The following is a 23,516-nucleotide window of genomic DNA, read 5'->3' as shown; positions in this document are numbered from 1 at the left end:
TTCTTCCTATACTTTGACTGTGTTTGCCTGGGAGGGGGATTGGGAAATTGCGGCAACAATTGCCTTCCCAATCTCTAGCGAAGAGGTAGCGGCTGGAGAAGGAGCATTACAAACGTGCATGGCATTTTTTCCTGGCACGAGTAAAAAGTCATCCACCAAACTACCATCAGCTTTGAGTGCTTGCGCTCTTACTCCCGCGTGAGTTGGCACGACATCTTGTTCTCGCACCTCTGGAATCAATTGTTGTAGACTCCTGACAAAGGCAGCTTTACTCCAAGAACGAACGATCTCTTTAATTCCTTCATCGGCGTGTTTGGCAGCTAATTTCCAAAAAGCTGGATAGGTTAGCACTTCTGCCAAATCCTTGAAGTCAAAATCTGTTTTGTGATAGCCTTCACGCTTGAAACTCAAGACTGCATTAGGTCCAGCGTGAACGCTGCCATCAATCATGCGGGTAAAATGTACGCCCAAGAAGGGGAAAGCAGGATTGGGTACGGGGTAGATCAAGCCTTTGACTAAGTAGCGTTTTTCTGGTACGAGTTCGTAGTATTCGCCACGAAAAGGTACGATTTTGGCTTGGGGATCGACTCCGCTCTTTTTGGCAATGCGATCGCTTTGCAGCCCGGCACAATTGATCGTAAACTTTGTCTCAAAGCTACCAGAGTTAGTGTCTAGCACTGTCCTGTTGCTCGTATGTCTGATTCGTTCTACCTTAGTACCGAGCTTTAATTCTCCACCCTGAGCTTGAATTATTTCGACATACTTCTGCGCAACCTTTTTGTAGTCCACAATTCCGGTTGTAGGGACGTGGATTCCTGCCAAACAGCTGACATGCGGTTCGTATTCCGCAACTTCTGCCGCACTCAACTTTCTCACGCCCAAGCCATTAGCTATACCTCTTTCATAAAGATTATCTAGTAATGGCAGTTGCGCGGTAGTCGTGGCAATAATGACTTTGCCGCAAACTTCATGAGGAATATCGTGCTGCTGACAGAACTCTACCATCGAGCGACTGCCTTCTCGACAGAATCTCGCTTTGAAGCTACCTGGCTTGTAGTAAATGCCCGAGTGGATAACGCCGCTGTTATTCCCAGTTTGATGAGATGCCCAATCGTTTTCTTTTTCTAAGACTAGAATTTTGGCCTCGGGATAGCAATCGCCTAGCGTCATGGCTGTAGCCAACCCTACTATCCCACCACCAACGATCGCGAAATCATACGTGAGATTATTATTCATGCGATTGAAGTGACTAATATTACACTTGTCAAGGCGAGTTTAATGCTCGATGGTCAATCGTTCACCTAAGAGTTGAGACATCAACCCGCCCCTACTTAACTTTTGACTTACTTACCATACCTTCCAAGGAGCGCTGCCACTATTCCAAAGTTCTTCAAGCAGGTGTTTGTCTCGCAGCGTATCCATCGGTTGCCAAAAACCAGGGTGCTTGTAGGCTGATAGTTCATCCATCTGCGCCAGTTTTTGTAATGGTTCTTGTTCCCAAACTGTATTATCATCTTCAATCAAGTCAATCGTTTCTGGTTCTAGAACAAAGAAACCACTATTGACCCATGCTCCATCGCCATCTGGTTTTTCTCGAAAGCTAGTAATCTTGGTCTGATCTCCTTCCAGATGAATTGCACCAAAGCGTCCCGGTGGTTGGCTGGCGGTTAGAGTTGCTAAAGTATTTTGCTCTTTGTGAAATTTGACTAACTCTTTGATATTTACGCTACTCACGCCGTCGCCGTAGGTGAAGCAGAAAGTTTCATTACCAATATGTTCTCTGACGCGCTTGAGTCTTCCACCAGTCATGGTTTTATCACCCGTATCTACTAGAGTGACTCGCCAAGGCTCGGCATAACCACAATGAACGTTCATTTGATTAAAACGCATGTCAAACGTTACGTCGGACATATGCAAAAAATAGTTAGCAAAGTATTCCTTGATTAAGTATCCTTTGTAACCGCAACAGATAATAAAATCATTAATACCAGAGGCAGAGTAAATTTTCATAATGTGCCACAAGATCGGTCTGCCACCAATCTCCACCATCGGCTTTGGTTTGACGGTGGTTTCCTCACTCAGACGAGTCCCAAGCCCTCCAGCCAGTATGACTGCTTTCATGCAAGCACCTCAAAACTTTGCAGGTTTCCTCTTGTCTTTCCAATCGATTGCTTTGTCACTGTTTTGCTAATTTTATAAACAAGTATAAATTAACCATCTGCGTAACAATAGTAGTATGCAGATTGCTTATATAGTGTAAAGACACAGTAAATATACTTTATGGTATATAAAAACTTAGTAAAGAAGTTGTCGAACCAAAGCTAAGTTTGTAAACTTTCTGACCTTGTAAATAGCACGATTGGAAGTGTTTAATTCGACGCTCCAGACTTGCGGGCGCGGCTAAATAGCGTCGAACCCTCACTCATGCTGTTTCTCAAGCTTCTGCTGTCATGCGATCGCAGCCACAAAAGCACTCTCCTCATAGCTCTACTCACACCCTACCTGAATAGTTGTTCGATCGCAACTCTGTTGCTGCTCCTTCATTGTTGAGCAGCGGTTTGAGACGCGATCGCCAACTTGCAACTTTAACTGAGACTAGTACGAGTTCGATCGGCAAACTACAAAAAAACTCCTCTTTGCGAACTTCTATTACTAGATCAATACCTTTTATGCAGCTAAAAAGCCAATGAGAACACGTACGTGATGCTATTTCGGCTCGATAAATTCAGTATTCATACGGTTACTTGCTACTTTGAGCTAATGTCATGATCGAGGCTACATTATGACGGGAGTTTAATTAGCTTTATTACCGATCGTTTTTCTTTTTTGCTTTCACATCTGAGCTTAACAGAAAGTCAAACAACAGAGTAAATTTACTCATTATTTTTTAAATTTGGAAGTTTTTTCATATTATTACTACATTTTGAATAAACTACGATTTTCTATTGATATTCCGAACTTGACAACGATCGCAAAATTTTTGTAAGTCAATAAATTATCTTATGATGACAGAACCGATAGCAAGCCATGATTTTGTCAGTCATCTTAATACTTTAAAACAAGAGAGGTTCAGCGGGCAATTATTACTAAAAAGCTCTGTAGGACAAGAGTGGATTATTTATCTATTTCTAGGAAGAATTTTATACGCCTCTGGGGGAAATCATACCGTTAGACGTTGGTATAGAGCTTTAAAATCGCATTGTCCGCAAGTCGATATTCAACAGTTAAAGCTATCTGCCGTTCTCTCTAACGCTTTAAATAGCTCAGATAATTGCTGGGAATGCCACTTGCTCAATGCAGGAATAGAGAAACAGCAAATTACCAGAGAGCAAGCAGGAAAAACGATCGCGGCGATTGTCTCTGAAGTCATGTTTGATATCACTCAAGCCATGCACGTAACATATCAGAGCAAGACAGATAACATTGCATTACCACAATTAGCACTACTCGATCCAGGGCAATTATTATCAGAAGTACAACAAGTTTGGCAGCTCTGGCAAAAAGCAAAAGTTGCCGATCGCTCGCCAAATAAAGCCGCAGTTATTAACCAACCAGAACAGCTTCAGGAACAAGTATCGCCTGCTGTTTATCAAAATCTAACTAAACTGCTAGACGGACAGCGGACATTGCGAGATCTATCAGTAGTCATGAATCGGGATGCCAAAGATGTCGTTTGTTCTTTGCTACCTTACATTCAAGCAGGTTTAGTCGAACTGATTGATATTCCAGATTTAGCACCGCCAGTCGCTCCAGCAGCGCCAGCCACAACGCCGCCATCTACACCTTCTGGCAAAGGACCGCTCATTGCTTGCGTAGATGATAGCCCGTTAGTCTGTCAAAGCATGGAACAAATTTTGACAGCCAACGGCTACAGATTTTTTGCCGTTCAAGATTCTCTCCGCGCGATCGCTGGTTTGTTGAGCCGCAAACCAGACTTAATTTTTTTAGATTTAGTCATGCCAAATACCAATGGATATGAAATTTGCAGCCAGTTACGTAAAGTTTCTGCTTTCCGTATCACTCCCATTATTATCCTCACTGGTAATGATGGCATTATCGATCGAGTTCGTGCCAAAATTGTCGGGGCTTCAGATTTTCTGAGTAAGCCAGTAGATGCAGAAACAGTTTTGTCGGTAACGTCTAAACATCTTAACAGTAATTCTTTAGTAGAAGATCTTTAAAATGACTCATTATGATGTAGCTGTCCTCGTTTGCACTGCCTTAAATCCGATCGCTTGTAATCGATCTAAATACTAGTTTGTTTTCATTTGTTCTAGAGGTTGAAGCCATGAGTACAGTTTTAGTCGTCGATGACTCAATGACAGAAATGCAAGTCATCACTAGTTGCTTACAACGCGGCGGTTTAAGCGTTCAAACAGCAACCAGCGGAGAAGAAGCTTTAGTTAAAATTAGCAGTCAAAAACCAGACGTAATTATTTTGGATGTCGTGCTACCAGGTCGGAGCGGTTTTGAACTTTGTCGCGATCTCAAATCAGAAGCAGGAACGAGCATGATTCCTGTTGTCATGTGTTCTACAAAAGGTAGCGAAATGGACAAATTCTGGGGCATGAAGCAAGGTGCAGATGCTTATATTACCAAACCTATCGATCAAGAAAAACTACTGCAAACTGTCAAGCAACTGTTGAAATGATTGGAATTAATATAACGATTGCTTGGCACATTTGCTAGCCAAGAACTGCTAGGAGAGCGGTCATGATATCGGAATTTACAACCAGGGGTGTAGTAGCAGGAAATCCAAATGCAGAAGAAGCTGCTGGCTTAAAACAGCAGTTTTTGCGATTGCATTTGCCACCAGATACGACTGCCATATTGCCACTAGCCCAAATCGCAGAAGTACTGACCGTACCCACTGCTCAAATTGTACCTATTCCCCACTTACCCGCTTGGGTCATGGGTGTTTATAACTGGCGAGGCGAGATTTTGTGGATTGTCGATCTCGGTCACAAGATCGGACAGGCTCCCCTATACCAACAAGGAACTAGTCGCTCTAGTTACACAGCAGTGGTAATTCACAGCACTCAGCAGGTTGCTGAAAGACAAAGCGATCGCAAAACAGGTAAAAAAGTGCTGGGATTATTAGTGAATCAGGTGGAAGACATGGAATGGTGCAACCCCGATAACATTCAATCTCCTCCCGCGTCTGCTGTCACCCCTGAGTTAGTGCCGTATTTGCGTGGTTATTTTCCCAAACCGAATGGCGAAATCTTGGTGGTGTTAGATGGCGACTCCATCATCGCTGGAATGCCTCAGTCAAAAACCGAGGCTAGTTGAAATGCTTGAGCTAATTTCATCTGGCATCATTACCGAACTTGCAGATGAAAGTTTCCGTCTCGCCACTGATTTCTAAGTTAACGACTTAAACTATGAACTCTCCTTCCCAACCAAACTCAGCTAAAAATACTCATAAAGGTAACTACAACGAGCCTTTTCATGACGATACGGCATTTGAAGAGCAGCCAATGTCTGAAATTGAAGGTCGGCAAAACTTTAGTCAAAATCATAGCGATCTGGAGCCGAACAAACAACCACGCCAATCTCACAAAAAAGGACGCAGTTTAAGGTTCAAAGCCACAGCAGTAGCAGTTGCCCTGAGTACGATTCCTGTAATGGTAATTGGGGCAACTGCTTATTTCTTCACCAATCAACAATTACATAAAGATGTTACGGAAAGTCAGGTATCAAGAAACGACGCTCTGAGTAAAGAACTATCAAGTTTCATGATTGAGCGGTATGGCGATATTCAAGTGCTAGCAAATTTACCCATCCTAGCAAATCCTAAAGTAGTAGCAATCACAACGCCCCAAGAAAAGCAGAACTTACTAGATCGATATATCAATGCTTACAAAGTGTATAACAGCATTGCTATGTTCGATCTCAATGGCGATACTGTGGTGCAATCTAAAGGTAAACCAATTGCCAATCACAAAGATGCGGAATACTTTCAGCAAGCGCTGAAAACTGGTCGCCCTGTCATTAGTCAACCAGCGATCGCTAAAACAGCAGGAACATTAAGTTTCAATGTCGCCGCACCTGTGAGAGATTCTCAGACTAACCAAATTATTGGTGTGGTGCGCGCTAAAATTCCCGCAGAAGCAGTAAGCAAATTGCTAGAAAAATATGGTACGAGCGAACAAGAATTTTTTGTAATTGATGCTAACGCAAAAATTTTGGGTTCTCAAGATGCTGCCGAGCTAGGAAAAGAAGCTAAATTGGTTTTTCCAAAATTGCAACAAATGCAAGCAGCGCATGTGAGTGCAGCAACAACTGATATACATGCCACTCACCAAGAAGAACACATTTTGACATATGCTCCTTTACCAAAAGTAGAGGAAATCCCAGATTTAGGTTGGAGTACTGCGATCGCTCGAGAGTCAGCTCAAGCATTCGCTGCCCAACAAGGGATATTGTTAACTTTTGCTGTTGGTACGGCAATCGTGGCATTTTTGGTCAGCGCGATCGCTGCTTATATGGTTAACCGCGTGACTCGTCCTATTTTAGATGCGGCAGATGCCGTAGAGAAATTGGGTCAGGGAGAGTTAGATACTCGCATTGCTGTAGAGGGAGAAGACGAACTAGCAATACTGGGAACCAACATCAACCAGATGGCAAGTCAGTTACAACAACTTCTCCAAAATCAAACCACTCAAACTCAACAAGCTAACTTTCTCTCCGAAATTGCCTCTGCCCGCGATGGTGGTTCGGAAGATTTAGAAACTGTCTTCAGCCAAGCAGTGCAAGGAGCCAGAGAACTTTTACAAGCGGATCGAGTCGTCGTCTATCGCTTTAATCCCAATGGGAGTGGTTATATTGCGGCTGAATCAGTGTTACCTGGCTTGCCGCGCGCTCTCGATAACAATGTTGACGATGCTTGTATTAGCGAACAACTATTGGAAGAATACAGGCGCGGTCGCGTCGTTCCTACTAGTAACGTCATGGCGGCGGGTTTCCATCCAGAACACCTGCGTTTAATGGAACGATTACAAATTAAAGCCAATTTAGTTACGCCAATCTTGAAAAACGACCAGTTATTTGGTTTATTAATTGCCCATCACTGCGAACAAACCCACACATGGCAACAAGAAGAAATTAACTTCCTCAAACAGCTAGCATCTCAGCTGGGAATTATCTTAAATCGCTTATCATTCCTAGAACAAAAGCAAGCTGCGGTAGAACGAGCATCAATGGTGAAAGATATCACCATTAAGCTGACTCAAGGACTTGGCGTGCAGGAAATTATGGCAACTGCGGTACAAGAACTGCGCCAAGCACTGAATAGCGATCGCGTTGTTATTTATAGTTTCAACGACCAATGGAAAGGCAGAGTTATCGCTGAATCCGTAGGCGAGGGTTTCCCCAAAGCTTTAGGAGCAGATATTGACGACCCTTGTTTTGCCAAAGGTTATGTAGAACGCTATCGTCAAGGGCGGGTACAAGCCACAGAAAACATTTACGATGCAGGTTTAACTGATTGTCATATTGCTCAGTTACAACAGTTTGCAGTCAAGGCAAACTTGGTTGCTCCCGTAATTCGTAGTGGCGAACTCTTGGGTTTACTGATCGCTCACCAGTGCGATGCTCCCCGCAAATGGCAACAAGAAGAAATTGTCATGTTCTCGCAGGTCGCTACCCAAGTAGGACTCGCGCTCGATCGCGCTTCTTTGTTAGAACAGCAACAGAATGCCAAAGAATTCTTACAGCGCCGCGCTTTAGAACTCCTAATGGAAGTCGATCCCGTCAGCCGAGGCGACCTGACAATCCGCGCCAACGTCACCGAAGACGAAATCGGGACGATCGCCGACTCCTACAACGCGACAATTAACAGCTTGCGGAAAATCGTGACCCAAGTACAAACCACTGCCAAACAAGTAGCTCATACAACGACGAGTAACGAGCGATCTGTCGGCGAACTATCTCAAGAAGCACTGCGGCAAACTGAAGCAGTTACTGCGGCTTTGGAGCGGATTCAGCAAATGTCAGATTCAATTCTGGCTGTAGCCAATAGTGCTTTTCAAGCGGAAGCAGCAGTGCAGCAAGCAACTCAAACGGTAGCAGAAGGCGATACAGCCATGAACCGGACTGTGGACGGGATGATGGCAATTCGACAAACAGTAGCAGAAACCTCGAAAAAAGTGAAGCGATTGGGTGAGTCGTCCCAGAAGATCTCCAAAGTCGTGAACCTGATCGGTACATTTGCCGATCAAACTAACCTATTAGCACTTAATGCTTCCATTGAGGCGGCTCACGCGGGAGAACAAGGACGAGGATTTGCGGTGGTAGCTGACGAAGTACGAACCCTAGCACGGCAATCGGCAGAAGCAACTGCAGAAATTGAAAGCTTGGTGAAGGATATTCAGACAGAGACAAATGAAGTGGTAGCAGCAATGGAAGCTGGTACGGAACAAGTGGTGACGGGTACTGTACTCGTGCATGAAACGCGGCAAAATCTGCTCAAGATTACGGAAGTAAGCCAACAGATTAGCGAACTCGTAGCGGCGATCGCTTCTGCTGCGGCGTTGCAATCTCAGACATCGCAAGTCGTGACGGCAACAATGACAGATGTAGCCGCGATCGCCGACCGCACTTCCAACGAAGCAACTGTAGTATCTGCGGCATTTAAGGAACTCTCAACGCTAGCGCAAGAACTACAAACTAGCGCCAGTCAATTCAAAGTTAGTTAGTGGTGAGTGGTGAGTGGCTAGTAGCTGGTGGCTGGTGGCTGGAATTGCTCCCTCAGTTCCCTCAGCCCCCGATCGCTCCCTCAGCTCTCTTTCCCCTACTCCCTGCTCCCTACTCCCTACTCCCTCGAAAACGTATCTGCTATGCTAAATTCTCGCCTCAAACAAACTCCCCAAGTCTCAAACTCTGAGGTCAAAACATTCTCGCAGCCACCGCGATCGCCAAATGGATCTGCTGTTGGCAAGCAGCGCCGCAGTCAACCGTGGAACAATTTTAGCTTTCGCACCAAGCTAACTCTATTGTTAATGCTGAGTGCGGCACTGCCTATAGTCGTAGTGACGCAGAAAAATGCTGCTGTGACGCGACAAAGAGAAATACAGAACGCTCAAACATTTTTACAAAAAGCTCAAGCTAGTTTCTTATCTAACTATGCTACGTGGGTTGTTACGGAATCAGCTACAGAAGCGAATACGGTCGCCGAAGTCGTACAAGCAATGAAGATCGATCTGCGCGATCGGCAGCAGGTAGCAGCTCAACGCCAGTTTCTCAATACTTTTCTGGGCAAATTTAGCGTCACAGATGGTAGTGGTTCTGTAGAAAAAAACCTCCGTGTCATTGTAGGTGCTGACGGAAAAACAATTGCTCAAAGTATTCGTACCTTATCAGAAGAATATTTAAATTTACCTGTAGATAAAGTAGAACTCAATCCTCCCTACCGCCAAGTTTCTCTGCCAACTGGTATCAATTTAGGGGATGTGCCGATCGTCCAACACGCTTTGCAAACAGGAAAAGTTTTAAGCGGTCTAGAACTTATTAATAGTAGTGTTCTCAAACGCTTAGGGCAAGATAAGCAAGCGAATATTGGTATTCGTTCCCAACCGACAGCAGGTTTACCACCAAGCAAACAACCCTCTCCCAATGGGACTTACAACGTTGATGCGGGGAAAATCGGATTGGTAGGGATGACAGTACAGCCAATTCTAGCAGGTAAAAAAGTTGTAGGTGCTGTCATCGTCGGTTCTGTAATCAATCAAGCACCAGGGCAGGTAGATAGTTTTAAAGACTTTGAAAAAGTTTCCTTATCAACAATCTTTGCTCAAGATTGGCGGGTGACAACGACTGTCCCATATACAGACGGTAAATCTAGAGCAATTGGTACGCGAGCTGCCAGAGAAGTAGCACAGCAAGTCTTAGATCGGGGGCAGGAATTTAACGGTCAGACAAATATCTTGGGGCAAACGTATCTTACAGCATACAGTCCTCTGTACGACCATGAAAAAATTTTGAATCCAGACAAAGCCAAGCCTGTTGGAATGGCTTTTGTCGGTACACCTTTAGATGAAATAGAAGCTCACATTCGCGAACAACAACTCTTCGCCTATGGCGTTTCTGGGGGAATGTTACTATTAATTGGTTTAGTTGCAATTCCAGTAGCAGGCTCTTTTTCTCGACCGCTCAAACGTTTAGCAAGTTTCGCACAACAAATTGGGATTGGAGAGACTGGCACGAGACTGGAAGAAGCCAGCGATCGCCACGATGAAATTGGCATTCTCTCGCAAGAATTGAATCAGATGGCGGCTAATATTGAAGCCAATCTGGAAGCTCGTCGCCAAGAAGCAAAATACGCTCAATTTTTTGGCGATTTGGCAGCAAAAACACGAGATTTTCAAACAGTTGAAGACGTGTTAGCTCATACAGTCAAAGCCACCCGCGATGCATTACAAGTAGAACGAGTAGTAGTCTATCGCTTCCACCCTGATTGGAGTGGAATAGTTGTTGCCGAGGCAGCCATTCCTGGTTTATCGTCCTGCCTCAACACGACGATTGCCGATACTTGTATGCAGGCAAAAAAAGCTGAAGAATACAAGAAAGGTCGGGTGAGGGCGATCGACGATATTTATCGAGCAGGCTTAACTGATTGCCACATTCAATTACTTGAAAGATTGAAAATTAAAGCAAATTTAGTTGCACCAATTATTAAAAACGACGAGCTTTTTGGTTTAGTATTTGCTCAATATTGCTCAAAAGCGCATCTTTGGGAGCAAGCAGAAATTAATTTTCTAGAGCGCTTAGGATTACAATTAGGGTCATCTTTGCACCGGATCGATCTATTACAAGAACAACAAGACGAAGCTAAGCGCGGCGAGCTACTAAAAGATATCACGCTCAAAATTGCTCAAATCAGCAACCTACAAGATGTACTGAATGTTGCTACTGATAATATCCGGCAAGCGATCGCCACAGACCGAGTGGTGGTTTACGGTTTAGACCCGAATAACTGGAAGGGGACAATTATAGCTGAGTCGGTGGCTAATGGTTTTCCAGTAGCAATGGGAGCTGAGATTGAAGATCCCTGCTTGAAGAAAGGTCAGGTAGAACGCTACAAGAAGGGACAAGTCACGAGCATTAGCGATATATACAAGGAACCGAGAGTGACTGCTTGTTATCGCAAACAACTCGAACAATTTAGCGTCAAAGCAAATTTGGTCGCGCCAGTCGTGCAGGGCGATCGGTTATTTGGTTTATTAATTGCTCATCAATGTTCGGGTGCGCGTGTTTGGCAGCAGCAAGAAATGGACTTTTTCCGGCAATTAGCAACGCAAATTGGCTACGCTCTCGATCGCGCATCTCTGTTAGAGCAGCAAAAGAACGCTAGAGAGTTCATGCAGCAACGTGCTTTAGAACTGTTGATGCAAGTCGATCCAGTTAGTCGCGGCGACTTAACAGTACGTGCTAACGTCACCGAAGATGAAATCGGCACGATCGCCGACTCTTACAATGCCACAATCAACAGCTTGCGAAAAATCGTGACGCAAGTACAAACTGCCGCTCGACAAGTAGCCAGCACAACAACTAGCAGCGAACGATCTGTGAGCGAACTGTCTCAAGAAGCGCTGCGGCAAACCGAGGTCATTACTGCCGCACTAGAGCGAATTCAACAGATGTCCGACTCAATTCGTGCTGTAGCAGCAAGTGCTTCCCAAGCAGAAGCAGTCGTACAACAAGCAACCGAAACGGTAGCAGTAGGAGGTACGACGATGAACCGAACAGTGGAAGGAATGATGGCAATTCGGGACACAGTGACGACAACCTCGAAAAAAGTGAAGCAGTTGGGTGAATCCTCTCAAAAGATTTCTAAAGTCGTGAACTTAATTGGTAGATTTGCCGCTCAAACCAACTTATTAGCATTAAAAGCTTCTATTGAAGCTGCCCGTGCTGGAGAAGAAGGACGAGGATTCGCCGTACTAGCTGATGAAGTGCGCGTCTTGGCGCGGCAATCAGCAGAAGCAACCGCAGAAATTGAAAGTTTGATTGCCAACATTCAGGCAGAGACAAACGAAGTGGTAGCAGCAATGGAAGCTGGCACAGAACAAGTTGTTTCTGGAACCAAGTTAGTCGATGAAACTCGTCAAAGCTTGAACCAAATTGCCACAGCGAGTCAACAGATCGGCGAACTCGTAGCCGCGATCGCTTCTGCTGCGGTGTTGCAGTCCCAAACATCTGAAGTAGTGACTGCCACCATGACAGATGTAGTGGCGATCTCCGACCGCACTTCCAACGAAGCAACCGTAGTTTCTAGCTCCTTTAGAGAACTCTCAGCACTAGCACAAGAACTGCAAGCCAGTGTCAGTCAGTTCAAAGTGAGTTAGCGATCGGTGGCTAGTGGCTAGTCACTAGTCACCAGCCACTAGCCACTTATCTTCCCCTACTCCCTACTCCCTATTCTGTATGGCGATCGACTCTGATATTCGCGACCAGGCTTATCAATTCTTCATTCAAGAAGCTCCAGAGCTATTGCAGCTCATTGAAGAGGAATTGCTGACGCTCAGAACGGAACGCAGCACCGCCAAAATTCATAACATGATGCGGGCTGCTCACTCAATTAAGGGAGGGGCGGCGAGTGTTGGTCTAGACACGATTAAAACCCTAGCTCATAGCCTAGAAGATATCTTTAAAGGGTTGCACAACCCAGAGTTAGATATTAATGCCGAAGTAGAAGGCTTGTTACTAGAAGCATATGACTGTCTGCGTTTACCATTAATCGAGCAGATTGAAAACGGTCAGTGCAACAACGAGCAGGCAATGGCAACAGCAGAGCCAGTGTTTGCTCGGATCGAATCTAGTATAGGAAATTTCTTGAAAGGAGCGGCGGAGTTACCTAGCTCTATCGATCTAGGGGTAGATATTGCACTCTCGATTTTTGAGGTGGATGTTGCCCAGGGAATCGAGCGACTCTCGGCTGTCATAACCGATCCCACAGGTAAAGAAATTGCGGGAGAATTACGAGCGCAAGCAGAAGTATTTGCAGGTATTGCCGAGTTGTTAAACCTGCCAGGATTCGGCGCGATCGCCTCTACCGCAATCGCCGCAATCGACGCTCATCCAGAGCAAGCTTTACAGATTGCTCAACTCGCTCTAGCTGACTTTGAGACAGGTAGACAAGCAGTGATGGCAGGCGATCGCACATCTGGTGGCAATCTCTCCCCAGCTTTAGCAGCACTAGTAGAGGCAGCTGCCCCAGCCGTTTTCAACATGCCAGTGGACGATGTTTTTGGCGCTTTGGCAGAGGTAGATTTGGCATCTATGCCATTGCCAGCAATTCCTGACTCAACGGTTGAAGATATATTTGGCGCATTAAATGCAATCGGCGATTTGACGGCAGTTCCAACTGCACAAACATCTTTAGAGAATGTATTTGGTACGTTAGTAGAAACTGATGTCCCCGCAACACCGATTGCTACCCCTGCAACTACGCCCGAAATTACAGCGCTTCCCAATCTGGACGATATTTTCGGTAGTATCGGTCAAGACAGCGCGATCGCAGATGCCTCGCCAAGCGCCGTACCTCAAGCAGATAGCGCCTCTATTCCATCACTAGATGATATTTTTGGTGACTTGAAATTAGCAGAAGAGCCAGCTGCGCCTGCTGTCGTTGCTGCTTCTGAGCAAAAAGCCACCGATCGCAGCGCTCAGGAAAATCCATCAGACGCAATTCAATCAGTCGAGCAGATATTTGGCAATCTACCACCACTAGAAGATCTTGCCCTACCGACTGGGCGATCGGCTTCTATAGTACCAACCACACCCAAGGTACCGACAGTTGTAGAAAAGACTACCGCGATCGCCCCTAGCAATCCAGCTCCACTTAAAATTTCTGGGGTAGCACGCCAAGCACCAGAAACAAGTAAAGCTGGTAATAAGGCTGCTACTCCTCAGCTATCTCAGCTTTCAGTGCGCGTTGACCTAGAGCGACTGGAACGAATGAACAACTTAGTTGGTGAATTGGCAATTAACCGCAACAGTCTGGCACTGCAAAACGATCAAATGCAAGCAATTATCGTTGCTTTACTGCGTCGTTTTGCTAAATTCAGACAAATCGCTCATAACTTGCGAGATTTTGCCGACCAGATGTTAGTCGCTCCTCAGAGCTATAGAGGGTTATCCAGTAGTGCCGTAGGAAAATCTAATTCTGGAAATATCACTGCAATCGCACCTACAGGACTTGCCTCATTCGGACAAACAAGCTTTGATTCTTTGGAGATGGATAACTATGGCGAGTTACACTCCCTGGTACAAACCACTCTAGAAGAAATCATGCAATTGGAAGAAACTGTGGGTGACGTGGTGTTACTGGCAGGACAATCTAGTCAAACGCTAGAAAGACAACGCCAAATGCTGAGTCATTTGCGGGATGACTTGATGTGGGCGAGGATGTTGCCTTTGAGTGAAGTTCTCAACCGTTTCCCACGCATGTTGCGCGACTTGTCTAATTCGTACAACAAACCAGTAGAACTCAAGTTAAACGGAACGGGGGTTTTAGTAGACCGAGCCGTGCTAGAAAAACTCAACGATCCGTTAGTACACCTAGTTCGCAACGCTTTCGATCACGGGATTGAAATGCCAGAAGATCGACAACAACGGGGCAAACCAGAGCAAGGGACGATTGAAATTCGTGCCTATCACCAAGGTAGCCAGACGATGATTGAAGTGCGAGACGATGGGCGGGGTGTTAACCTAGACCGGATTCGAGCAAAAGGAATAGACATGGGGTTATTAACTCCAGAACAAGCAGCCGTTGCCGAGCCATCGCGGTTGTTAGAATTGCTATTTGAACCAGGATTTTCTACAGCAAGTCAAGTCAGCCAGCTGTCCGGTCGAGGTGTAGGACTGGATGTGGTACGCGACCAATTGCGATCGCTTAAAGGTAGCGTGACGCTTAACTCTGAACCAGGGCGCGGCACTGCTTTTACCTTACGCATTCCACTGACATTATCGATCGCCAAACTACTCGTTTGCTTTGTTGGTTCCACTGCTCTGGCGCTACCTTCTGACAGTATTGCTGAAATTTTAATTCCCCAACCCGATCAGGTGAGAGTCAGTAGCGGCAAGAGATTTTTGCATTGGCAAGGTCATATTGTCCCTGCCTATCACCTATCCCAACTTCTGCAATATTCTTGCCCGTTACCGGAAACTCAACAAAATCAAAGTTTGGCAACTGTGCCTACCCCTGATGACTGGGCAGCACCGATTCTGTTGTTAGAACAAGACGACCAGCTGATTGCTATTGAAGTCGATCGCTTGGTAACCGAGCAAGAACTCGTCATTAAACCTTTCAGTCCCGCGATCGCGCCACCAATATATATTTATGGCTGTACGATTTTGGGTAATGGTTGTTTGATCCCAGTCGTTGACGTATCTGGGCTGTTGCAATCCTTCTTTGGCGACGGACGGCGTGTTGGTGACGTTTCCGCATTACCCAGCTTGCCTGTTGCGGAACTGCCAGATGATAGTACTTCTACTCCATCAGCTCCCCCAGTTAAAACTGTGACTCCAACTGTTCTGGTGGTAGATGACTCAATTACCGTAAGGCAGACTTTGGCGCTGACTCTCCAAAAAGCTGATTATCGCGTTTTACAAGCTAGAGACGGTCGAGAGGCAATCAACCAACTACAACAAAATCTACACATTATCCAACTTGTAATTTCCGACGTGGAAATGCCAAACATGAATGGCTTCGAGTTCCTCAGCCATCGTAGGCAAGACCCACAACTCTCAAAAATTCCTGTGGTGATGCTCACTTCCCGTAGTAGTGAAAAACACCAACAGCTAGCTAAACATTTAGGCGCTAAACACTACTTCACCAAACCGTACATCGAGCAAGAATTCTTAGCAGCCGTTAAAGAACTCCTGGCAGAAGGTGTTGCTCCTTAGTCATTGGTCATTGGTCATTGGTCATTGGTCATTGGTCATTGGTCACTGATAACTGCTCCCTGCTCCCTACTTCCTACTCCCTGTTAACTAGATAACTGATAACTGATATGGCAAGCGCTCTAGTTAGATCGAAAATTCAAGCTACAGGACAGATTGCTCAAGAAACAGCTACGTCCATAAAAATCGTGATGTTTCAAATGGGCGAGTTTAACTTAGCTTTGCATATTAATAGCATTGTAAAAGTACTGCCACAGACAGTAGTTTATGGTAGCGGGCAACATGGAGTCGGATTGATTCATCTGAGCGATCGCGAAGTCACGGTGGTCGATCTCCAGCGGCGATTATTTCAGTCTAGCGGCAATCTCGATCCAGCAAAGCGGGGTTATTTGATGCTCGTCCAAGACAGACAAAGAGAACTTTATGCCATTCCCGTTGCTCAAGTTCCTACTTTGATGGACGTACCCTTGTCTTGCGTGCGCATTTTGCCAGAATCTTACCGCAATGCCGATATATTCGGCTTTGCAACTCACGTAGCCGTGATTCCAGCAACAGAACCACCACTGACAATATTCATGTTAGACGTGGATCAACTGCTATTAGTCAGGAATGTAGAAATTGTTTAGGTGAGTCATTTGTCATTCGTCATTCTTGGTATTTTCACTAGTGACTCATAGCCGACGAGCAATGTCAGCTTACGGCATTCAACACTCGGCGGTAGTTGTAGGTGTTAACGATAATGGAGGTAACACTAATACAAAGTAGAACCGCTTATGAGTGCGATCGCTACAGTTGACAATCCATTATTAAAAGGTCAGGGATTGCCACCATTTGCAGATATTCAGCCAGAGCATGTGGTTTCAGCCATGACACAACTGCTGGCGGAACTAGAATCAGAACTAGCGAATTTAGCAGCAAACGTCACGCCAACCTGGAGTGGGTTGGTAGAACCTATAGATCGCTTGTCAGAGCGCTTGCGCTGGAGTTGGGGTATTGTCGGGCATTTGATGGGCGTAAAGAATAGCCCGGAACTGCGGACAGCTTACGAAACTGTACAGCCACAAGTCGTAGAGTTTTATAACAAATTTAGTCAAAGTCAGCCGCTTTACGCAGCTTTTAAAGCATTACGAGCTAGCGAAACTTGGAATACCTTAGTAGATGCTCAAAAACGGATTGTGGAAGCAGCAATTCGAGATGCCGAGCTGTCGGGCGTAGGTCTAGCAGGAGAGCAACGCGATCGCTTTAATGCGATTCAATTAGAGTTAGCTGAACTTACCACGAAGTTTTCTAACAACGTTTTAGACGCAACCAAAGCTTTCAGCCTGACATTGACATCACCAGATGAAGTAGAAGGCTTACCTCCTAGTTGGTTAAGTCTAGCAGCGCAAGCCGCCCGTGCCGCAGGGGAAGAAAAGGCAACACCGGAAATTGGTCCTTGGCGCGTGACGCTGGATTTTCCTAGTTACTTGCCTTTCATGCAGCATGGCAAACGTCGGGATTTGCGAGAAAAACTATATAGAGCATTTATTAGTCGCGCTTCCTCTGGAGATTTAGATAATACTCCTTTGATTGAAAAGATTTTACAACTACGACGCGAAAAAGCCAATTTGCTTGGGTTTAATAGCTACGCAGAATTAAGTCTAGCTAGTAAAATGGCTCCCAGCGTAGATGCAGTAGAGACTTTATCAGAGGAATTGCGACGCGCTAGTTACGATGCTGCAAAGCAAGATTTAGAAGACTTGAGAACTTTTGCCGCGTCTAAGGGAGCGCCAGAGGGCAGCAACTTGCAGCATTGGGATATTGCATTTTGGGCAGAACGCCAACGAGAAGAAAAATTTGCTTTTAGTGCAGAGGAACTGCGCCCTTACTTCCCCTTACCCCAAGTCTTGGACGGGCTATTTACTCTAGTCAACAAGCTATTTGGGGTGACTGTTACTGCTGCGGACGGTCAAGCACCAGTTTGGCATGAAGATGTGAGATATTTTCAGATTGCTGACGAAACAGGAGAAGCAATCGCCTATTTTTATCTAGACCCCTACAGCCGTCCAGCGGAAAAGCGAGGCGGTGCGTGGATGGATGATTGTATTGGTCGGGCAAAAATGACAACTCACGAGGGTACAGTTGCCACTCGTAAACCTGTAGCTTATTTGGTATGCAACCAAACTCCTCCTGTTGATGGCAAGCCCAGCTTGATGACTTTCAACGAAGTGGAGACTTTATTCCATGAGTTTGGTCACGGGTTGCAACACATGTTGACTAAAGTAGACGATGCAGGGGCAGCTGGGATTAATAACGTCGAATGGGATGCAGTTGAGTTACCTAGCCAGTTCATGGAAAACTGGTGCTACCATCGAGAAACCTTGATGGGAATGGCAAAGCATTACGAAACTGGCGAGACTTTGCCAGAACATTACTACCAAAAACTCATTGCTGCCCGCAATTATATGAGTGGCAGTGCAATGCTACGACAGTTGCACTTCGGTTTAGTCGATTTGGAACTGCACCATCGCTATCAGCCTGGTGGTACGGAGACAGCCAGTGACGTACGCCAGCGCATCGCCAAGACGACAACCGTATTACCACCATTACCAGAAGATGCCTTTTTGTGTTCTTTTGGACATATTTTTGCTGGCGGATACGCTGCAGGATACTACAGCTATAAATGGGCAGAAGTCCTCAGTGCTGATGCCTTCGGTGCATTTGAAGAAGCTGGATTAGATAATCCCCAGGCACTGACTGAGACGGGGAAACGATTTCGCAATACCGTGCTGGCTTTGGGTGGTAGCCAACATCCAATGGATGTGTTTAAATCCTTCCGAGGTCGAGAGCCGAGTACAGAGCCTTTGTTGAGGCATAGTGGTTTGGCTGCATAGTTTTTGTGAGGTGGGCGTTGCCCACCCTACTTTATGCTTGCACTGCTGCGATCGCCTTTTCCAATATTTGTAGGGCAAGATTGACTTCTGTTTCGGTAACAATCAGGGGTGGTACGAAGCGCAGCACTTTTGCTCCGGCTGGCACGAGTAATAAACCTTCAGCGATCGCCGCTTTAACTACATCCGCTGCGGTAATTTCGCTGTCGGCAGCTAACTCCATCCCATGAATTAAACCCCAACCGCGCACGTCAGTGATGAGGGCAGGATATTTGGCTGCCAGCGCCCGCAAGCCCGTTCTGAGCTGTTCGCCACGGGCGCTGACATTTTCTAATAAATTCTCTTTGGCGAGCGTTTCGCACACCGTCAAGGCGACTGCACAGGCAAATGGATTGCCGCCAAATGTACTGGCATGATCTCCTGGTGCAAACACATCGCAATGCTGCTTGCACATCATCGCGCCGATGGGGATACCACCACCTAAACCCTTGGCAGAAGTGAAAATATCTGGTTCGATGCCTAAATTCTCGTAGCCCCACAATTTCCCAGTTCGTCCCATTCCCGCTTGCACTTCGTCCAGAATTAGTAAAATTCCGGTTTCGTCACAAATCCGCCGAATTGCTTGGAAGTATGCCACTTCTCCGGGGCGCACCCCGCCTTCTCCTTGCAGCGGTTCGAGCAGAATTGCACTCACTGCCCGATCGCCTTCATCTAGTTCTGAGATGGCGGCTTCGATCGCCTGAATCTCGTTATAGGGGACGTAATGGAACCCTGGGACTAAGGGGGCAAAGTTTTTCTGATATTTCGGTTGTCCGGTAGCGGTTATCGTGGCTAGGGTTCTGCCGTGGAAGCTGGCGTTGGCCGTGAGCATGACTGGATGCTCGATGTTTTGGACTGTATGGGCGTATTTGCGCGCTAGTTTAATTGCCGCTTCGTTAGCCTCCGCTCCAGAATTGCACAAAAAGACTTTCTCGGCACATGAATGCTGAACTAGCCATTGTGCTAGTTGCCCTTGCACGGGGATGTAAAACAGGTTGGAGACGTGGTGTAGCGTCTGAATTTGGCGCGTCACTGTTTCCACCATCGCTGGGTGTGCGTGTCCCAGGGTACATGTTGCAATTCCGGCGACCAAATCGAGATATTCTTTTCCTGTGCTATCCCAAACTCGACAACCCGCACCCCGTTCTAAGGCAATCGGGAAACGGGCATATGTGTCCATGACTGACTCTTTGAAGTTGTCTGAGTCGAAGGATTTTACCACAGTGGCAGCTGATACTGACAAGTTATGGTTAGAAATAAGAGTATCTATAGTCACTATTTACGCCTCAATCAAAAATTTATTTTTTAACTTTCTGCTGTCAATTTAGCAGCAATGCCTAAAACTTTCCGTCGCATCCGACTCAGATCGCACATAATCTAAACTAGCTCAGATTTATCATTTGTCATTTGTGATTCGTCATTTGTCATTCGTGAGCCTGAAGTAGGGAGCAGCTATTTTCTCCCTTCACTTTCTTTCCCTAGCCCGTAACCTCTAAACCCAATCCCTCTCTTGTACTCAACCCCAGAGAAAATATATCGTCGAATTCAAAAAGAGTTACTAGCGGGGGCGATCGCGCTTGTAGGTGTCTTGCTGTTGGGGACTCTGTGGTATCGCTTTATAGAAGGTTGGTCGTGGGAAGATGCGGCTTACATGACGGTAATTACCCTAGCTACCGTCGGTTATGGTGAAACTCGACCGTTGGGCGATCGCGGACGATTATTTACCATCGGTCTAATTTTAATGGGAGTGATTACGATTGGTTACATCGTCAATCGCTTTACAGAAGCAGTAATTCAAGGGTACTTTCAAGAAGGAATTCGATTGAGGCAGCAACGGCGGTTAATGAAATCGCTCTCTGGACACTACATTTTATGTGGTTTCGGGCGCACGGGTCAGCAAATTGCCCTGGAATTTCAAGCTGAAGGGGCTAATTTTGTTACGGTAGACTTAGATGATGCTTCAGTGGAAAAAGCACGGCAGCTCGGTTATGTAGCAATCCAGGGTGATGCGACGTTAGACGATACTCTGCTACAACTACGAATAGATCGAGCAATTTGTCTGGTTGCAGCCCTGCCTTCTGATGCCGAAAACCTCTATACGGTGCTGTCAGCCAAAACCCTTAATCCGCAAATTCGAGCGATCGCTAGAGCAAGTACGAGAGAGGCTTTACAAAAGCTACAAAGGGCAGGAGCTGATGCAGTCGTATCTCCCTACATTACGGGAGGTAAACGCATGGCAGCAGCGGCATTAAGACCCCAAGTATTAGATTTCGTCGATGGCATCCTCACGGGAGCAGACAGGGAACTGTATATGGAGGAATTTCGCCTCGATCCGGCAGCGTGTCCCTGCATTGGTCAAACTTTGAGAGAAGCAAAACTGCGATCGCAAACTGGAGCGTTAATTTTAGCAATCCGCCGCGTCGATGGTACTTTAATTGGCGGTCCCACGGCAGACACTATGTTAATGGCAGGTGATTTACTCATTTGTATGGGGACGGCAGAGCAATTGCGCCAGCTCAATCAAATTTTGGGACCAATTCGCCCCCAGCAACTCCCCGTCCGCCCAAGCATTAGGTGTGGGTTGCTGGATAACCGTTTCTCGTTAGTCCAATTTCAAAGCATTAACTGGCACGTCGTCCCACGATTCTACCGTTCGCAGTCTGGCTTCCCAACCGGATTCTTTTTGCGTTTCGGTCAAATTTTGCAAGTAGGATTCGTGACAAGCTTGCGCCTGCATTTCGTCACAGCAAGCAATGCAAGCGTGTATCATTCCAGACGGATCGATCTGCTCGTTAACCCAAATTGTCATCTTGCCTCTGGTGTAAACTGACGCTAATTCAAAGTTGACATTTGTTAGCTTAACCTGTTGTATCCTTTCGTTAACCACCAGATTTCCCAATCTTTGCTAGCAGTTTTCGCCTGCTTACTCCTTATGACTTAACAACAGACAAGGGAAAGAGGTAAGGAGTGTAGAACTTCTCTCATCACCACTCACTCCTTACTCCTCACTTTATGTATTAAAGTGCGAGTGATGTTAAGTTCTTATTGTTGAGAGCTTTCCTTTACTGCTGGGGCAAGCTGATGTCGTTCATCTAATTTCTATGCCTTCCCAACTCTGGCCCTATATTACACCAGGTATCCCTGACGATTTATTCGAGCGCTTGCCAGGAATTCCCTTGAGTAAGCGGGAAATTCGGTTATTGCTGATTTCTCAGTTGCGGTTACAACCAAACTCCTTGGTGTGGGATATTGGCGCAGGAACAGGGACAATTCCAGTTGAAATTAGCTTGTTGTGTCCGAAAGCCCAGATTATTGCTGTCGAGCGAGATGACGAAGTTGCTAGCTTGATCCGTCGCAACTGCGATCGCTTTAATGTGAAAAATGTTGAAGTCGTAGAAGCTAGCGCCCCAGAATGCTTACCAAATTTACCTCAAGCTCCGCACCGAGTTTGTATTGAAGGTGGTCGTCCTATCAAAGATATTCTCAAAGCTGTTTGGCAATATCTGCCACTACAAGGTAGAGTCGTTACCACTGCTGGGAATTTGGAAAGTTTATATGCTATTTCTCAAGGTTTAGCTGAGTTACATGCTAGAAATATCGATGTCGTGCAATCATCTGTCAATCGCTTAGAGCAAAAAGGTAATCAGCAAATCTTTGCTGCTGTCGATCCTATTTTTATTTTGAGTGGAGAAAAGCTAGACTAATCCCATCCGATTTTAGATTTTAGATTTTGGATTGAAGTCAAAGTCTGTAATCGAAAGTTCCAAATCCTAAATCCAAAATTGCTCTATGCCTTGGTCTCGAATTATTAGTGGAATTATCGCGATCGCTCTTGCCCTAACCGCCAGCGTCTTAGGAGGGTGGTATTTTACCTTTATGTTTATGGCGATCGTTTATTTGGGTCAACTAGAATATTTTGAGTTAGTCCGAGCCAAGGGAATTGCACCTGCTGCGAAAACAACGATAGTCGTCAGTTTGGCTTTACTCGCGATCGCTACAGTTTCTTCTAACTTGGCTGATGCCGTGATGCCAGTAGCAGGAACGTTTATTTGTTTCTATCTCCTATTTTTACCAAAATTAGCCTCGATCGCCGATATTTCTACTTCTATTTTGGGACTATTTTATTGCGGTTATTTACCGAGTTATTGGATTAGATTGCGATCGCTGGGCAATCCTGCTGTTAGCAACATTCCATTCGATGGCTACTTACCAGATATAGCGACTATTAATCTCATCAAGCATGGAAATTTTGCAGCTTTACCGCAAGGTTTGACAGTTACTCTTCTAGCTTTTTTTTGTATATGGGCAGCTGATATTGGAGCGTATACTATTGGTAAATTTTTTGGACGCACGCGCCTTTCTGATATTAGCCCCAAAAAAACTGTGGAAGGGTCTGTATTTGGAGTTGCTGGTAGTATAGCTGTAGCTACAATTGGCAGCTGGTTTCTTCATTGGGCTGGTTCGCCTTGGACGGGTATAGCTTTGGGATTGTTAATCGGGATTACCAGCTTGTTAGGCGATCTCACAGAGTCCATGATGAAGCGCGATGCTGGGGTTAAAGACTCAGGACAATTAATTCCAGGTCACGGTGGCATTCTCGATCGCGCCGACAGTTACGTTTTTACCGCCCCCCTAGTTTATTATTTTGTCACTCTGTTGTTGCCGTTATTAGATTGAGTGGTAATTGGTAATCGATCGCAG

15 protein-coding genes and 1 pseudogene are annotated in these 23,516 nt (G+C 45.8%); 11 read left to right on the top strand and 5 right to left on the bottom strand.

All coding sequences use genetic code 11. The features are described 5' to 3' along the window. Window positions 1-6: 6 nt before the first annotated feature. The 3 genes from lhgO to M5J74_RS32450 form a co-directional block, all read right to left on the bottom strand. Complete coding sequence (lhgO, locus tag M5J74_RS01210; RefSeq protein ID WP_250015023.1) at window positions 7-1,236, bottom strand: L-2-hydroxyglutarate oxidase; 1,230 nt, start codon at window positions 1,234-1,236, stop codon at window positions 7-9. 111 nt (window positions 1,237-1,347) lie between these two features. Beyond that, complete coding sequence (gene rfbF, locus M5J74_RS01205) at window positions 1,348-2,121, bottom strand: glucose-1-phosphate cytidylyltransferase (protein WP_250015021.1); 774 nt, start codon at window positions 2,119-2,121, stop codon at window positions 1,348-1,350. A gap of 370 nt (window positions 2,122-2,491) precedes the next feature. After that, a complete protein-coding gene (locus tag M5J74_RS32450) occupies window positions 2,492-2,617 on the bottom strand; it encodes a hypothetical protein (RefSeq protein ID WP_256498652.1) in 126 nt (41 codons plus the stop codon). A gap of 385 nt (window positions 2,618-3,002) precedes the next feature. Here M5J74_RS32450 and M5J74_RS01200 point away from each other — a divergent pair, with 385 nt between their 5' ends. From M5J74_RS01200 to M5J74_RS01165, 8 genes are all read left to right on the top strand, one after another. Beyond that, window positions 3,003-4,181, top strand: a complete 1,179-nt coding sequence (locus M5J74_RS01200) for a response regulator (RefSeq protein ID WP_015152325.1) — start codon at window positions 3,003-3,005, stop codon at window positions 4,179-4,181. Between the two features lie 107 nt (window positions 4,182-4,288). Beyond that, window positions 4,289-4,651, top strand: a complete 363-nt coding sequence (locus tag M5J74_RS01195; RefSeq protein ID WP_015152324.1) for a response regulator transcription factor — start codon at window positions 4,289-4,291, stop codon at window positions 4,649-4,651. Window positions 4,652-4,713: 62 nt separating this feature from the next. Further along, complete coding sequence (locus M5J74_RS01190; RefSeq protein ID WP_015152323.1) at window positions 4,714-5,292, top strand: chemotaxis protein CheW; 579 nt, start codon at window positions 4,714-4,716, stop codon at window positions 5,290-5,292. Between the two features lie 92 nt (window positions 5,293-5,384). Further along, window positions 5,385-8,699 (top strand): methyl-accepting chemotaxis protein, encoded by a 3,315-nt coding sequence (locus tag M5J74_RS01185; protein WP_250015019.1) that lies wholly within the window; start codon window positions 5,385-5,387, stop codon window positions 8,697-8,699. 141 nt (window positions 8,700-8,840) lie between these two features. Further along, complete coding sequence (locus M5J74_RS01180; protein WP_250015017.1) at window positions 8,841-12,347, top strand: methyl-accepting chemotaxis protein; 3,507 nt, start codon at window positions 8,841-8,843, stop codon at window positions 12,345-12,347. Window positions 12,348-12,426: 79 nt separating this feature from the next. After that, window positions 12,427-15,909 carry a hybrid sensor histidine kinase/response regulator gene (locus M5J74_RS01175; RefSeq protein WP_250015015.1) on the top strand — a complete coding sequence of 1,161 codons (3,483 nt, stop codon included), beginning with the start codon at window positions 12,427-12,429 and terminating at the stop codon, window positions 15,907-15,909. A gap of 107 nt (window positions 15,910-16,016) precedes the next feature. Then, window positions 16,017-16,532 (top strand): chemotaxis protein CheW, encoded by a 516-nt coding sequence (locus M5J74_RS01170; protein WP_015152319.1) that lies wholly within the window; start codon window positions 16,017-16,019, stop codon window positions 16,530-16,532. A 147-nt stretch (window positions 16,533-16,679) separates the two neighbouring features. Continuing rightward, window positions 16,680-18,779 carry a M3 family metallopeptidase gene (locus tag M5J74_RS01165; protein WP_015152318.1) on the top strand — a complete coding sequence of 700 codons (2,100 nt, stop codon included), beginning with the start codon at window positions 16,680-16,682 and terminating at the stop codon, window positions 18,777-18,779. 31 nt (window positions 18,780-18,810) lie between these two features. Here the strand turns inward: M5J74_RS01165 and M5J74_RS01160 are convergent, their stop codons facing one another. Further along, window positions 18,811-20,091, bottom strand: a complete 1,281-nt coding sequence (locus tag M5J74_RS01160; protein ID WP_371933985.1) for an aspartate aminotransferase family protein — start codon at window positions 20,089-20,091, stop codon at window positions 18,811-18,813. 234 nt (window positions 20,092-20,325) lie between these two features. Between M5J74_RS01160 and M5J74_RS01155 the strand changes: the two are divergent. Beyond that, window positions 20,326-21,389, top strand: a pseudogene (locus M5J74_RS01155) (TrkA family potassium uptake protein). A 28-nt stretch (window positions 21,390-21,417) separates the two neighbouring features. Here the strand turns inward: M5J74_RS01155 and M5J74_RS33205 are convergent. Further along, window positions 21,418-21,624 carry a hypothetical protein gene (locus M5J74_RS33205; RefSeq protein ID WP_015152315.1) on the bottom strand — a complete coding sequence of 69 codons (207 nt, stop codon included), beginning with the start codon at window positions 21,622-21,624 and terminating at the stop codon, window positions 21,418-21,420. Between the two features lie 292 nt (window positions 21,625-21,916). Between M5J74_RS33205 and cbiT the strand changes: the two genes are divergently transcribed. Then, entirely contained in the window at window positions 21,917-22,519 is a 603-nt protein-coding gene (gene cbiT, locus M5J74_RS01150) for a precorrin-6Y C5,15-methyltransferase subunit CbiT (protein WP_015152314.1), read from the top strand. Window positions 22,520-22,604: 85 nt separating this feature from the next. Beyond that, complete coding sequence (locus M5J74_RS01145) at window positions 22,605-23,492, top strand: phosphatidate cytidylyltransferase (RefSeq protein ID WP_015152313.1); 888 nt, start codon at window positions 22,605-22,607, stop codon at window positions 23,490-23,492. The last annotated feature ends 24 nt before the right edge of the window (window positions 23,493-23,516 follow it).

Origin of the sequence: Chroococcidiopsis sp. CCNUC1 (genome assembly GCF_023546805.1) — a bacterium.
GTDB lineage: Bacteria > Cyanobacteriota > Cyanobacteriia > Cyanobacteriales > Chroococcidiopsidaceae > Chroococcidiopsis > Chroococcidiopsis thermalis.
Note: the sequence above shows the minus strand (reverse complement) of the source record. Positions and strands in the feature narration are given on the sequence as shown.